This window comes from Candidatus Thermoplasmatota archaeon, assembly GCA_035540375.1.
Lineage (GTDB): Archaea > Thermoplasmatota > SW-10-69-26 > JACQPN01 > JAJPHT01 > DATLGO01.
This window is the reverse complement of record DATLGO010000031.1, coordinates 12,623-25,443: the sequence shown is the minus strand read 5'-3', so window position 1 is coordinate 25,443 and position 12,821 is coordinate 12,623. Positions and strand designations below refer to the sequence as shown.

General features: G+C 69.8%; 13 protein-coding genes. 6 read left to right on the top strand and 7 right to left on the bottom strand.

Annotated elements, in window-relative coordinates; all coding sequences use genetic code 11:
- Positions 1–113: 113 nt before the first annotated feature.
- Positions 114–1,268 carry an acyl-CoA dehydrogenase family protein gene (locus VM889_03740; protein HVL47648.1) on the bottom strand — a complete coding sequence of 385 codons (1,155 nt, stop codon included), beginning with the start codon at positions 1,266–1,268 and terminating at the stop codon, positions 114–116.
- 124 nt (positions 1,269–1,392) lie between these two features.
- Between VM889_03740 and VM889_03735 the strand changes: the two genes are divergently transcribed.
- Complete coding sequence (locus VM889_03735) at positions 1,393–1,821, top strand: peptidylprolyl isomerase (protein HVL47647.1); 429 nt, start codon at positions 1,393–1,395, stop codon at positions 1,819–1,821.
- Positions 1,822–1,885: 64 nt separating this feature from the next.
- Complete coding sequence (locus VM889_03730; protein ID HVL47646.1) at positions 1,886–2,401, top strand: hypothetical protein; 516 nt, start codon at positions 1,886–1,888, stop codon at positions 2,399–2,401.
- A gap of 105 nt (positions 2,402–2,506) precedes the next feature.
- Here VM889_03730 and VM889_03725 read toward each other — a convergent pair whose 3' ends face one another.
- Positions 2,507–3,661 (bottom strand): acyl-CoA dehydrogenase family protein, encoded by a 1,155-nt coding sequence (locus VM889_03725; protein HVL47645.1) that lies wholly within the window; start codon positions 3,659–3,661, stop codon positions 2,507–2,509.
- Between the two features lie 57 nt (positions 3,662–3,718).
- The gene (locus VM889_03720; protein ID HVL47644.1) at positions 3,719–4,240 is read right to left on the bottom strand and encodes a hypothetical protein; all 522 of its coding nucleotides are present in this window, start codon (positions 4,238–4,240) and stop codon (positions 3,719–3,721) included.
- Between the two features lie 90 nt (positions 4,241–4,330).
- Here VM889_03720 and VM889_03715 point away from each other — a divergent pair, with 90 nt between their 5' ends.
- On the top strand, positions 4,331–5,356 hold the full coding sequence (locus VM889_03715) for a class I fructose-bisphosphate aldolase (GenBank protein HVL47643.1): 1,026 nt from the start codon (positions 4,331–4,333) through the stop codon (positions 5,354–5,356).
- Between the two features lie 35 nt (positions 5,357–5,391).
- Here VM889_03715 and VM889_03710 read toward each other — a convergent pair whose 3' ends face one another.
- Positions 5,392–6,630 carry a 6-phosphofructokinase gene (locus VM889_03710; GenBank protein HVL47642.1) on the bottom strand — a complete coding sequence of 413 codons (1,239 nt, stop codon included), beginning with the start codon at positions 6,628–6,630 and terminating at the stop codon, positions 5,392–5,394.
- 90 nt (positions 6,631–6,720) lie between these two features.
- Here VM889_03710 and VM889_03705 point away from each other — a divergent pair, with 90 nt between their 5' ends.
- Positions 6,721–7,299 (top strand): hypothetical protein, encoded by a 579-nt coding sequence (locus VM889_03705; protein HVL47641.1) that lies wholly within the window; start codon positions 6,721–6,723, stop codon positions 7,297–7,299.
- Here VM889_03705 and VM889_03700 read toward each other — a convergent pair.
- The gene (locus VM889_03700; GenBank protein HVL47640.1) at positions 7,296–7,544 is read right to left on the bottom strand and encodes a hypothetical protein; all 249 of its coding nucleotides are present in this window, start codon (positions 7,542–7,544) and stop codon (positions 7,296–7,298) included. The genes VM889_03705 and VM889_03700 overlap by 4 nt on opposite strands.
- Positions 7,545–7,651: 107 nt before the next feature.
- Here VM889_03700 and VM889_03695 point away from each other — a divergent pair, with 107 nt between their 5' ends.
- Positions 7,652–9,478 carry an ABC-F family ATP-binding cassette domain-containing protein gene (locus tag VM889_03695; GenBank protein ID HVL47639.1) on the top strand — a complete coding sequence of 609 codons (1,827 nt, stop codon included), beginning with the start codon at positions 7,652–7,654 and terminating at the stop codon, positions 9,476–9,478.
- On the opposite strand, the gene VM889_03690 is transcribed toward VM889_03695, so the two are convergent.
- Positions 9,393–10,118 (bottom strand): hypothetical protein, encoded by a 726-nt coding sequence (locus VM889_03690; GenBank protein ID HVL47638.1) that lies wholly within the window; start codon positions 10,116–10,118, stop codon positions 9,393–9,395. The two genes, VM889_03695 and VM889_03690, sit on opposite strands and share 86 nt — an antisense overlap.
- Positions 10,119–10,224: 106 nt before the next feature.
- Between VM889_03690 and VM889_03685 the strand changes: the two genes are divergently transcribed.
- Complete coding sequence (locus VM889_03685) at positions 10,225–11,379, top strand: glycosyltransferase (GenBank protein ID HVL47637.1); 1,155 nt, start codon at positions 10,225–10,227, stop codon at positions 11,377–11,379.
- Here the strand turns inward: VM889_03685 and VM889_03680 are convergent.
- Positions 11,376–12,755 carry an amino acid permease gene (locus tag VM889_03680; protein ID HVL47636.1) on the bottom strand — a complete coding sequence of 460 codons (1,380 nt, stop codon included), beginning with the start codon at positions 12,753–12,755 and terminating at the stop codon, positions 11,376–11,378. The genes VM889_03685 and VM889_03680 overlap by 4 nt on opposite strands.
- Positions 12,756–12,821: the final 66 nt, after the last annotated feature.

Genomic DNA, 12,821 nt, shown 5'->3' with positions numbered 1-12,821 from the left:
GCGGGCGGGGGGTTTGGCGCTTGTCCGGAGATCGCCGGAAAGGACGGCGCAGGTGGACTGTCACGTGCTTCGGCGGCGCCGAAGCACGTGACAGTCCACGTGGCCTGCTACCTTTATCCCTTGATCCTCCCGAGCAGGCTCCGCGCGATGATGAGCTTGTGCACTTCCTTCGTGCCTTCGTAGATCTCGCAGATCTTCGCGTCGCGGTACAGCTTCTCGGCCGGCATCTCGTCGACGTACCCCATGCCGCCGAGGATCTGCACGGCCTCGTTCGCGCAGTGGACGGCGGTTTCGCCCGCGAACCACTTGGCCATGCTGCTTGCGCTCGGGTTGGGCTTGCCCTGGTCGTTGAGCCACGCGGCCTTGTACGTGAGCTGCCGGGCGGCTTCGGTCCGGGTCGCCATCTCGGCGAGCTTCTGCTGGATCATCTGGAAGCCGGCGATGGGCTGGCCGAAGGCTTCCCTCTCGGTGGCGTACTTCGTCGCGATGGCGGTGGCCCCCTGGGCGATGCCGACGCCTTGAGCGGCGACGCCGATCCTGGTGTTGTTGAAGAACTCCATCACGTAGTAGAAGCCCTTCCCTTCCTCGCCGAGCAGGTTCTCCCGCGAAACGCGGAGATTCTCGAACTGCAGCTCGGCGGTGTCGCTTGCGCGGATGCCGAGCTTGCCGTGGATCTTGTTGGCCTTGAAGCCCGGGACGCCGGCGGGCACGATGACGAGGCTGAAGCGCTTGTGGCGGTCCTTGTTGGTGGGGTCCGTCGCGACGAGCGTGATGAAGTAGTCGGCGACGGTGCCGTTCGTGATCCACATCTTCGCGCCGTTCAGGACGTAGTCGTTGCCGTCCTTGATGGCGGTGCAGGTGGCGCCCGCGACGTCGCTTCCCGCGCCCGCTTCGCTGATGGCGGCGCCGCTCACCATCTCGCCCTTGGGGATGGGGGCGAGCCAGCGCGTCTTCTGCGCGTCGGTGCCGAGGCGGATGATGGCCTCGGTGCCGAAGTCGGCCGCGGCGAGGCAGAGCGCGAGGCCGGGGTCGACGGCGTTCAGCTCCTCGGCGGCGATGACGCTCTCCATCATGCCGACGCCCGCGCCGCCGTATTCGGCGGGGATCATGATGCCGAGGAGGCCCTGCTTCGCGGCCTTCTGCATGAGTTCCTTCGGGTACTGCTCGTTCCGGTCGCAGGTCTTCGAGTACTTCGGGAACTCGGCTTCCGCGAACTGGCGGGCCATCTGGCGGAGGGCCTTCTGTTCGTCGGTGAAGGTGAAGTCCATGGGGCGTCATGGTCGGGATCGGGGGATGACCTTCTCCCTCTGGCGGACGTGAAAGCGGGTGAAATGGAGGTCTCCCGGGTCGCGCGGAAAAGGATTAAACGAAAAGCGCGGCGTCGCGGGGGCCATGGGCGCATCGAAGGGCGACACCGTCGCCGTCCACTACACCGGCAAGCTCGACAGCGGCGTCGTCTTCGACACGAGCGAAGGTCGCGAGCCCCTCGAGTTCACGCTCGGCGAAGGCCAGCTCATCCCCGGCTTCGAGGCCGCCGTCGTGGGTCTCGAAGTGGGCGCCTCGAAAACCGTCCGCATCCCGGCCGAGGAGGCGTACGGCACGCACGACCCGCGCAAGGTGTTCAAGGTCGAGCGCGCGATGTTCGGCGACCACGAGGTCGAGGTCGGCCAGCACCTGAACCTGGTCGACGAGCAGGGCCGGCACGTCCACGCGGACGTGAAGGAGGTCGCGGAGGACTTCGTGACGCTCGACACGAACCCCCACCTCGCGGGCGAGGCCCTGACGTTCACGATCACCGTCGTGAGCATCCAGCCCGCCTGACGCTCCGCTTTCGAGCGCGGCGCGCGCGGCAAGCCCATGCCCCGCCGCCGCCCTCGCCCGGACCATGGCCGACGACATCACCGGCGCGGTCCGCATCCTGCACATCGTCGCGGGCGTCACGCTCGCGGGCGGCGCCTTCCTCTGGACGACCGTGATCATGCCCACCTCCGCGAAGCTCCTGCCGCCGCCCGTGCGCGGCGCCATGGTGGCCGCGCTCTTCCCCCGCGTTTCGAACTACCTCGCGGCCGCGTCGGCGACCGCCATCCTGAGCGGGGCGTGGCTCCTCGGCCTCATCGTGGGCTTCGACGGCGTCGTACCCGTCGTCACGAGCACGCTCTACGGCGCGGTCCTCGCAGTGAGCCTCGTCGCGATGCTCGCGGCCCTCGCGATCGCGGTCTTCGCCATTCGCCCGATGGGCTTCCGCCTCATCGCGCTCGGCAAGGCGGCGACCCCGGGCGCGCCTCCGCCGCCGGAGGTCCCCGCGCTCGCGAAGCGCGTCGCGCGGCTCGGGCTCGTGAACTTCGCGATCACGATCTCGGTCGTCGCGCTCATGGCGCTCGCGGTGAATTTGAGGACGTGAGGGGGCCGCTCGCCCTCCGGACGTCACACCAAAACCCGGTGCCGGTGGACTGTCACGTGCTTGCGCGGCGCGGAAGCAGGTGACAGTCCACGTGACCTGTTTCCTTTATCCCTTGATCCTTCCGAGCAGGCTCCGCGCGATGATGAGCTTGTGCACTTCCTTCGTGCCTTCGTAGATCTCGCAGATCTTCGCGTCGCGGTAGAAGCGCTCGGCGGGCATCTCGTTTACGTAGCCCATGCCGCCGAGAATCTGCACGGCTTCGTTCGCGCAGTGGACGGCGGTCTCGCCCGCGAACCACTTCGCCATGCTGCTCGCGCTCGGGTTGGGCTTGCCCTGGTCGTTGAGCCACGCGGCCTTGTACGTGAGCTGGCGGCTCGCCTCCACGCGCGTTGCCATCTCGGCGAGCTTCTGCTGGATCATCTGGAAGCTCGCGATGGGCTGACCGAACGCCTGGCGGTCCATCGCGTACTGCGTGGCCTGTTCGAGCGCGCCCTGCGCGATGCCCACGGCCTGCGCGGCGACGCCGATGCGCGTGTTGTTGAAGAACTCCATCACGTAGTAGAAGCCCTTGCCCGCCTCGCCGAGGAGGTTCTCCTTCGGGACCTTCACGTGGTCGAGCTGCAGCTCCGCGGTGTCGCTTGCGCGCACGCCGAGCTTGCCGTGGATCTTGTTCGCCTTGAAGCCCTCGCTCTGGGCGTCGATCATGAGGAGGCTGAAGCGCTCGTGGCGCTTCGGGTTCGCGGGGTCCGTCGCAACAAGCGTCACGAAGTACCGGCCGACGGTGCCGTTCGTGATCCACATCTTCGCGCCGTTCACGACGTAGTGGTCGCCCGCGAGCTTGGCCTCACACGTGGCGCCCGCGACGTCGCTTCCCGCGCCCGCCTCGCTGATCGCGGCGCCCATGATCTCCTCGCCCGAGCAGACGGGCGCGAGCCAGCGCTTCTTCTGCTCCTCGGTCCCGAGGCGCACGACGGCTTCGCTCCCGAAGTCCGCGCTCCAGACGCCGACGCCGAGGCCGCCGTCGATGCGCGCGAACTCCTCCATCACGATCGCGCTCTCGACCATCCCGAGGCCGGCGCCGCCGTAGGCCTGCGGGATCTGCATCCCGATGAGGCCCTGCTGGGCGACCTTGCGGTGGAGCTCATGCGGGAACTTCTCGTTCAGGTCGCAGTCCTTCGCGTACTTGGGGAACTCCTTCTCGGCGAATTCCCGCGCCATCTTCCGCAGCGCCTTCTGCTCCTCGCTCAGGCTGAAGTCCATCGGGACCCTCGGATCCCGGTACGCCCTTTTCCCATAAAACCCATCGGCGCGCGCGATTCAGCGGGGTTCGGGCGCGCCTGCGTCGCGGGCGTCGCGCGCGAAGGCGCCCGCGGCGTCGCCTATGGCGAGGGCCGCAAGGGCGAAGCCCGCGACGGCGAGCCCGTCGCCGGGGCCGAAGTCGCCGGGCGCGACGGCGCGGACGACGAACGAGACGGCGGCGAGCGCGAAGCCCGTGCGGAGGAAGAGGACGGAGGGGACCTTGTTCTCGCCGAAGGCGACGGCGATCGCGGCCGCGACGAGGCCGGCGCCCGCGACGAAGAGGCCGCGGCCCGGCGAGGCGGGGTCCGCGATCATGAGGCCGAGACCCGCCGCCGCCGCGAAGCCGAGGCCGCCGAGAAGGAGGTTCGCGCCGCGACGGTCGGGCGAGGCCGCGAAGGCGCCGCCCGCGACCACGAGGCCGATCGCGACCGCGAGGCTCGCGGCGCGCACGGTGTCGCTCGTGGTTCCGATCATCCCCGAGACCGCCGATCCGAGCCCCGCGAGGGCGATCCCCGCGCCGGTCCAACGCGCGCCGCGCACGTGGCCGGATGTCCGCTCCGCCTCTTGAGCCCGCCGCCCGCGAGCGGAAACCCCTATCTACAGGGTCATGTTTCGAGAGCCGGGATCGATATGGACGTCAAGGCTCTCGAAGAGATCGCCGAGAAGCTCGTCGCGCCCGGCAAGGGCATCCTCGCGGCCGACGAGAGCACCGGCACCATCGGCAAGCGGTTCGAGAAGATCGGCGTGGAGAACGTCGAGGAGAACCGCCGAGCGTACCGCGAGCTCCTCTTCACCGCGGACGGCGCGGAGAAGAACGTGAGCGGCGTCATCCTCTACGACGAGACGCTCCGCCAGAAGATCGCGGGCGGCGTCCCCGTCCCCCAGTTCCTCGCCCGCAAGGGCATCGTCCCCGGCATCAAGGTGGACAAGGGCTCGAAGCCCCTCGCGGGCGCGCCCGAGGAGGAGGTCACGGAGGGCCTCGACGGCCTCCGCGAGCGCCTCAAGGAGTACCACACGCTCGGCGCGCGCTTCGCGAAGTGGCGCGCGGTCATCAACATCGGCGACGGATACCCGACGCGCTACGGCCTCGAGGCGAACGCGCACGCGCTCGCCCGCTACGCGGCCCTCTCCCAGGAAGCCGGCATCGTCCCCATCGTCGAGCCCGAGGTCATCATGGACGGCGGCCACTCGATGGCCCGCTCGTTCGAGGTCACGGACGCGATCCAGCACGAGGTGTTCCGTCAGCTCCACCTGCACCGCGTCCACTTCCGCGGCATGCTTCTCAAGCCCAACATGGTCGTCCCGGGCTACGCGTCCGGCGAGAAGACGACCGCGGACCAGGTCGCGGAGGCGACGCTCCGGTGCCTGCGCCGCAACGTCCCCGCGGCCGTGCCGGGCGTCGTGTTCCTCTCGGGCGGCCTGAGCGACGAGGACGCCACCGCGTACCTCGACGCGATGAACCGGAAGGGCCACAACCCCTGGCGATTGAGCTTCAGCTACGGCCGCGCGCTCCAGCACCCCGCGCTCGTGACGTGGGGCGGCAAGGAAGCCAACAAGGCCGCCGCGCAGCGCGCGTTCCTGAAGCGCGCGAAGCTCAACGGGCTCGCGGCCGAGGGCAAGTACGACGCGAAGCTCGAGAAGGAGCTTCACGCTTAGGTTTGCCCCGACAGGCCGCCCGGATGCGCGCCCGGTCAGCGCGCGAGCCGGCTGAGCCGCGCCTTGATGTCGTCGGGCGTGGTCTTGCCGGCCTTCGCGAGCTTCTCGAGGCGGTCGCCTTCGAGGTCGGCCTTCGCGAGCCGCGACTGAAGCGCGACGGCCGCCTGGAAGCGTCCGCCCGTGACGTCGACGCGGCGGATCGCGACCTTACCCGTCGCGGGGTCCCGCAGCTTCTCAAGAGGGATGGGCGCGAGCTTGCCGCCGTCGAGGGAGACGAGCGCGTTGCCCGAGCCGGTGGCGAGGAAGTCGACCGCGCCGAAGCCGAGCGTGCGCGTGTACTGCACGTCGAACGCAACGGGGTCCGCGCAGCGCAGCTCGTAGCCGATGATCTTCGTGATCCAGCCCACGTCGAACGAGCGGGCCTTGAAGCGCTTGTTGAGCACGTCGCGCACGACGCGGCCGAGGTCGATCTCGGAGAGGCGCGGGTTGCCGTGCTCGTCCATCTCGAGCGTCACGAACGACGCGAGATCGGCCGCGTCCATGCGGTCGAGGAGGCCCTCGGCGAGGACGACGAGGCCCCAGTCGTGGCCGTCCGCCTTCCGCTTCACGATGGCCGCCTCGACGAGGTCGGCGATCCCATCGAGCGTGATGCGGCCTGCGGGGAACTCCTCGGGGATGACGACGAGCTGCGCGCCGGACCCGACGCCCATCGAGAGAGCGAGGTGGCCCGCGGAGCGGCCCATCGCGGTGACGAGGTACCAGCGGCCGGTCGTCTGCGCGTCGACGATGAGGTTGTTGCAGAGGAGCGTGCCCCAGTGCTTCGCGGTCTCGAAGCCGAAGGTCGGCGCCTCGCCGGGAAGCGGCAGGTCGTTGTCAATGGTCTTCGGGACGTGCACCGCGCGCATGCCCGCCCCCGCGGCGGCCGCGACCTTCGTCGCGCTCGTCGCCGTGTCGTCGCCGCCGAGCGTCACGAGGTCCGTGACGCCGAGCTTGGCGAGCGCGTCGACGACGTTCTTCATGTCCTCGGGCTTCTTCGTGGGATTCGCCCGAGACGTGAACAGGATGCTGCCGCCGCGAACCTCGATGCCCGCGACGTCTCGCTCGGTGAGCTCGCGCACCTTCGACACGTCGCCCTTCATGAGCTGCGAGAAGCCCTTCGGCACGCCGAGGACCTTCCAGCCGCGCGCGCGGGCCGCGAGGGTGACCGCGTTGATGACGCCGTTCAGACCCGGGGCCGGGCCGCCGCCGACGAGGACCGCGAGGGTGCGGGACATGGTCGCGCCACCCGTCTTGCCGTACTTGGGCGTTTCGGCCTCCGGGACCGGAGCGCAGCGCTCATTTGACCCTGCCCCGCTGCCGTCGGCATGGCATGGGAGGTCCTGATCGGGCCCGGGGTCTTCGTCATCGTGATGGCGATCGTGGTGAGCCTCATCGTCGTCGAGCATCGGCGCCTGCGCGCGCTCGGCGCGGCGCTCGCCGCGCACGGCTTCGTCGCCGCGAAGGGCGTCGCCTTCGAGGGCGGGGTGAAGGGCGACTACAAGGGGCGTCGCGCCGCCGTGCGCCACCGGAAGCTCGGCAAGAACGGGCCGTGGACGACGCAGGTCCGCCTCGCGATCGCCTCGCCCGAAGGCTTCCGGTTCAGGGCCGATCAGGAGGACATCGGGACCGCGATCATCAAGGCCTTCGGCGGCGAGGATGTCGTCCTCGGCGACGCCGCGTTCGATCACCGGTTCCGCGTCCGGACGAACGATCCGGATCGCGTGACCTTCGCGCTGACCCCCGAGGCCCGCGCGAGCCTCGTCGACGGCACCGTGCGCCGCATCGAGGCGGGCGGCCGCGAGGTCCTCCTCGAAACCTACGGCAAGGAATGGGAGCCGTCCGTGATCGCGTCGCGGCTCGCGTTCCTCGAGACGATGGCCGTCCGGCTCGAGGCGACGCGCTAAGGCGGCGACATTTCCTTCGCGCTCTCGGGGGTCCCTTTCGCGGGCCGCGGCGCGTCGCGGCCGAGGATGAGGAGGAGCGCCGTCGCGACCGCGAGGCCGAACCCCGCGCCCGTCGCGAACGAGGCCGTCGCGAACGCGGCGCGTTCCCACCCGCCCGCGAATCCGAGGGCGAGGAGCGGCGCGGCGAGGAGGCCGCAGACAAGGGGGACCCACCTGGGGACCGCATACCAGGGACGCTTCGCCATCTCGGCCGCCCGGCCGCGACGCGCGGCTTGAGCCTTGCGACACGTCCCTCGAAGGGACCGCCGGGGGCCCCCGAACCCTTTTAAATCAAGCGTCATGTTGCGCCGGCATGACGCGCCTCCTCGTGCAGGCCGACGGGGTCTCGAAGGCCTACGGCGGACGCACCATCCTCGCGCAGGCGGGGTTCATCATCGCCGAGGGCGAGCGCGTCGCGCTCGTGGGCCCGAACGGCGCGGGGAAGACGACGATCCTCAACCTCATCACGGGCCGCCTCTCGCCGGACCTCGGCGAACTCGCGGTCGACGCCACCATGCGGTGGTCCTACATGTCCCAGACCTTCGAGTTCGCCCCGGAGGCGACCGTCGGCTCGCTCCTCACGACCCTTCCGCCGCAAGCGGCGACCCTGAAAGCCGAGATCGAAGAGATCGAGGCCCGCATGGCCGACCCCGCCTTCTACGAGGAGCCGGGCTACGAGGACGTGCTCTCGCGGTACTCCGAGCTGCAGCGCGAGTTCCAGCGCCAAGCCTCGAAGGGCGACGCGGGCGCGGCGCTCACGATGCTCACCGAGCTCGGCCTCGCGGACGTCGAGCTCGAGACGACGATGCGGAGCCTCTCGGGCGGACAGAAGACGCGGGTCCTTCTCGCGAAGGCGCTCGCGAACTACAAGGAGCTGGATCTGCTCATCCTCGACGAGCCGACGAACCACCTCGACATCGAGACGGTCGAATGGCTCGAAAACCTCCTCGTGGAGGAATACAAGGGCGCGCTCCTCCTCGTCGCGCACGACCAGTACCTCATGGACGAGCTTGCGACGAAGATCCTCGAGATCGAGTCGCTCAAGGTCTGGGAATGGGAAGGCAACTTCACGGCGTACCGCGAGCAGAAAGCCGCCTACCTGCGCGCCCTCGAAGCGCGCCGCCGCCGCGAGGCGGACGAGTTCAAGCGGCAGATGCAGATCATCGAGGAGATCAAGCGCCGCAACAAGTACGACGCGCAGGCGCGCTCGAAGACGCGCCGTCTCGAACGCGCCCAGCGCGAATCGCAGGGCGTCGACTACTCGATCCTCGACCAGAAGACGTTCAAGCTCCGCCTCGAAGCGACGCGCAAGTCGAGCATGGACGTGCTCACCGCGGAAGGCCTCACGAAGCGCTTCGGCGACGTCGCGATCCTCGACAACGCCGACCTCGTCGTCGCGAAGGGCGACAAGGTGGGCCTCATCGGGCCGAACGGCGCCGGAAAAACGACGCTCCTCCGTATGATCGTCGGCCTCGAGAAGCCGACCTCCGGAACGCTCGAGATCAGCCCCGGCGTCAAGGTCGGCTTCTTCGACCAGGAGCACGCGGGCCTCGACCCGACGCGCACGCTCATCGAGGAGATCCGCACGATCCGCCCGTCGCCGCGCATGGGCGACGAGGAGGCGCGCGGCATCCTCGGCCGCTTCATGTTCAAGGGCGACGACGCGTTCAAGCACGTCGCGAAGCTCTCGGGCGGCGAAAAGGCGCGCCTCGCCCTCGCGAAGTTCCTCGTGGGGCAGACGAACCTTCTCGTGCTCGACGAGCCGACGAACCACCTCGACCTCGCCTCGCAGGACGTGATCGAGAAGGCCCTCGCCGAATACCAGGGGAGCCTCCTCGTCGTCTCGCACGACCGGCACTTCCTCGACGCGGTCGTGAACCGCATCGCGGTCATCGCGCACCGCCGGATCGCGATGTTCCCCGGCAACTTCTCCTCGACGCGCACGCTCGGGAAGCTCCAGGAGTTCCTCGGCACGGGCGACGCGCGCGAGTACCTCGTGCGCAAGTCGTTCAAGGACTTCAGCACGGGCCTGCGCTACGAGTGGGGCTCGACCCTCAAGGTGACCGGGAACGAGACGCAGACGACGAAGCGTCTCCTCCGGATGGCGGAGCAGAGCGGCTGGATCGAGCGGAAGAGCTGACGCGACCCGCGAGCGCGGCGCCGACGGCCGCGAGGAGGACGAGCCAAGCTGCCGACCCGGGAATGCGGGTCGGCGTGACGGGCCCGTCGGACGAGGTGTTTGGCAAGCCCTTGGTTTCCATGATCGGTTTCCAGGCCGGGTCCCCTTCGACGCCTTCCCCCTCGAAACGGATGTCGAACGCATATCGCCGCGTCTCGTTCCAAGCGCCACGCCCCGGCACCTCCGCCGAGAGTTCGACGTCCACCACGGCCTCCACGACCTCCGGCTGCGGACCGGGGGTGGCCTTGAAGGGGATGCCGCCCCAGAGGCAGCGCATCCCGGGTTCGGGGTGGCACGACCGGTTCAATCCGTCCGTCCGCGGGCTCCATTCCGTATGGAGGCCGAGAAGCGGATGGGACACGTTGACGAGCCGCACGACGATCGAGACGTTCGTCGCGTTCGCGTGGGCCCAATGGACGACGACGCTGATCCCGCTCGCGTTCGCCGCCGGTACAGGGTCCTCGATGCGGTACCGGCCGCCGATCCAGGTCGAGACCTCGAAGGGGCCGACGGCGTCGGTCCTGGCTTCCATAGGGGCGATGAAGCCGGCGGTCGCGGTCGGCGCGACGACCAGGAGGATGAACGCCAACGTCTTTTTCATGGTGATCTTCCTTGGAGATGTCCGGGTTGTCACGAGCATCCGGTCGCATGATCCTTTCCAGGTCACCACCACCCTCAAGTCCCCGCCCCGGAATGACCGGCGTGCCTTGGACCTCCTCTTCGCCGCCGCGGCCGTCGCCGTCCTCGTCGCCTTCGCGGCCGCCCTCGTCGCGCGCTGGCGGCCCGCCGTCGACGCGCCGTCGCTCCCGCCCCCTCGGCCGCGCGCGGACCTCCCGCCCGTAAGCATCGTCGTGCCCGCGCGCCGCGAGGCCGCGACGCTCCCGCGCCTCCTCGCGTCGCTCTCCGCGCTCGATTATCCCGACTTCGAGGTCATCGTGGTCGAAGGGGGCTCGGCCGACGGCACGCGCGAGGCCGCGGTCGCGGCCGCCGCGCGCGACCCGCGAATCCGCGTCCTCGACGAGCCGCCGCTGCCGCCCGGCTGGGTCGGGAAGCCTTGGGCCTGCCTCGCGGGGGCGCGCGCCGCGCGGCACGACCTCCTCCTCTTCACGGACGCCGATACCGTGCACGCGCCCGAGAGCCTCGCGCGCGCCGTGACGCACCTCCTCGAGTCCGGCGCGGGCTTCGTGACGGGCGGCACGGAGCAGGAATTCCCGACGGCGTGGGAACGCGTCTTCATGCCGCCGGTGTTCGTCGCGATCGAGACCGCGATGGGTGGGGCGCCCGTGACCGCGATCCGGGATCCCGAACGCGCGATCGGGAATGGCCAGTATCTCCTCTTCACGCGCGCCGCGTACGAGCGGACCGGCACGCACGAGGCGGTGCGCGCCCGCGTCGCGGAGGACCTCGCCATCTCGCGCGCCGCGGCCCGCGCGGGCGTCGGGTCGAGCTTCGTGGATCTCAAGGGACACGTCCGCGTGCGGATGTATGCGAGCTTCGGCGAGATGTGGCGCGGCTGGCGCAAGAACGCGGCCGAGGGCGCGGTCGCGACGCCACCGCGTGAAGCCTTTCTCACCGGGCTTTCGACGTGGCAGGGCGCCTTCGCCCTCCCGGGCGCCCTCGCCGCGCTCAAAGCCGGATCGTGGAGCCTCGCCGTGCTGGGATTCGTCGCCTACCTCGAGTTCGCGGCGCGGCTCGCGCGCACGTACCGTCACACGACGGGCGTGCCGCGCCGCTACGCGTTCCTGCACCCCCTCGGGAGCGCGCTCTTCCTCGCCGTGGTCGGCGCGAGCCTCTGGGACCGCGTGACGGGTCGCGGATCGGAATGGAAGGGTCGCCGCTACGCCCCGTGGCGGAAGGACTAGCGGCCCGCGTCCTCGGCCGCCGGCGCCGCGGGGCTCGGAGGGTCCACCGGGACGTTGCGCAATCCCGCCTGAAGACGTCGCCGCATGAGCCAGTAGACGGGAATGCCCGTCGCGACGAGCCCGAGGCCGAAGAGCGCGTTCGTCGTGTCGAACACGAGCGTGTTCACGACGACGAAGATGGCGGCGCCGATGAAGAGGCCCGGAACCCAGGGGTAGCCGGTCGTCTTGTACGGCCGCGGCATGTCGGGGTACTTCCTCCGCAGGCGGAAGTAAGCGAAGCCGGCAAGGCCGTAGAAGGCCCAGATCGCGAGCGTCACGTACGTCACGAGCTGCGTGTAGGTGCCCGTGAGCACGAGGAGCGCGGCCCATTCGGCCTGCACGATGAGGCCGAAGGTGGGAACGGCGCGCTTCGCGTCGAGGCGGCCGAAGCCGCGGTAGAACAGGCCCGATTCCGCCATCGCATGATAGATGCGCGGACCCTGCAGGATGAACGCGTTGACCGTGCCGAAGGTCGAGACGACGATGGCCGCGGCGATGAGGGCGCCTCCGTTCGGGCCCAGGAAGGCGCTTGCGACGTCCGAAGCGAGCGCGGGCGAGGCCGCGATCGCGTCGATGGGGAGGATGTGCAGGTACACGAGGTTCGCGGCGAGGTAGACCACGGTGACGCCGAGGACGCCGAGGAAGGCGGCGAGCGGGATCGTGCGCTGCGGGTTCTTGATCTCGGCCGCGACGAAGGTCACGCTCGACCATCCGTCGAAGGCGAAGAGCGAGAGGAGGACCGCGAAGCCGAACGCCGAAACGAGCGCGAGGCCCGCATCGGGCGGGAGGACCGGGGTGACGAGCTCGCCCGTCCCGTTCCCGAGGGCGAAGCCGAGGATGACGAGCGCCGCGATGGCGCCGACCTTGGCGATGGTGAACACGTTGTTCACCGTGCCGCCGTGCTTCACGCCCAGCGCGTTCACGAGCGTGAGGAATCCGATGCACGCGACGGCGACGAGACGCGTCTCGAACACGGAGAGCTTGAAGAAGTAGCCCACGTAGATCGCGAACGCCGTCGCGACGGCCGCGATGATGCCCGTGATCGCGACCCAGAACATCATCCACCCGTAAAGGAAGGCCGGGCCGTCGCCGAACGCTTCGCGCAGGAACACGTACTGGCCGCCCGCGCGCGGGAACATCGCGCCCATCTCCGCGAAGGTGAGGGCGCCCGCGAAGGACATGATGGCGCCCGCGACGAACACGAGCACGAGGAGGCCCGGCGCCTGGACGTGCCCGGCGATCGCGCTCGGGAGGAGGAAGATGCCGCTCCCGATCGCGGAGCCCATGATGAGCGTCGTCGCCGTGAGGAGGCCGATGCCCTTCGCGAACTGGGTCACGTCGCGGTCAGGGGACGGTTCGGCCTTGAACGTTCCGGGAACGCCGAGGGGCGGACCCAAGCCTTG

What these genes read in the sequence shown, in the direction of transcription:
- VM889_03695 (HVL47639.1), top strand. Translation starts at nt 7,652, where the DNA reads ATGACGCGCCTCCTCGTGCAGGCCGACGGGGTCTCGAAGGCCTACGGC.
- VM889_03690 (HVL47638.1), bottom strand. Translation starts at nt 10,118, where the DNA reads ATGAAAAAGACGTTGGCGTTCATCCTCCTGGTCGTCGCGCCGACCGCG.
- VM889_03725 (HVL47645.1), bottom strand. Translation starts at nt 3,661, where the DNA reads ATGGACTTCAGCCTGAGCGAGGAGCAGAAGGCGCTGCGGAAGATGGCG.
- VM889_03740 (HVL47648.1), bottom strand. Translation starts at nt 1,268, where the DNA reads ATGGACTTCACCTTCACCGACGAACAGAAGGCCCTCCGCCAGATGGCC.
- VM889_03735 (HVL47647.1), top strand. Translation starts at nt 1,393, where the DNA reads ATGGGCGCATCGAAGGGCGACACCGTCGCCGTCCACTACACCGGCAAG.
- VM889_03705 (HVL47641.1), top strand. Translation starts at nt 6,721, where the DNA reads ATGGCATGGGAGGTCCTGATCGGGCCCGGGGTCTTCGTCATCGTGATG.
- VM889_03700 (HVL47640.1), bottom strand. Translation starts at nt 7,544, where the DNA reads ATGGCGAAGCGTCCCTGGTATGCGGTCCCCAGGTGGGTCCCCCTTGTC.
- VM889_03715 (HVL47643.1), top strand. Translation starts at nt 4,331, where the DNA reads ATGGACGTCAAGGCTCTCGAAGAGATCGCCGAGAAGCTCGTCGCGCCC.
- VM889_03730 (HVL47646.1), top strand. Translation starts at nt 1,886, where the DNA reads ATGGCCGACGACATCACCGGCGCGGTCCGCATCCTGCACATCGTCGCG.
- VM889_03710 (HVL47642.1), bottom strand. Translation starts at nt 6,630, where the DNA reads ATGTCCCGCACCCTCGCGGTCCTCGTCGGCGGCGGCCCGGCCCCGGGT.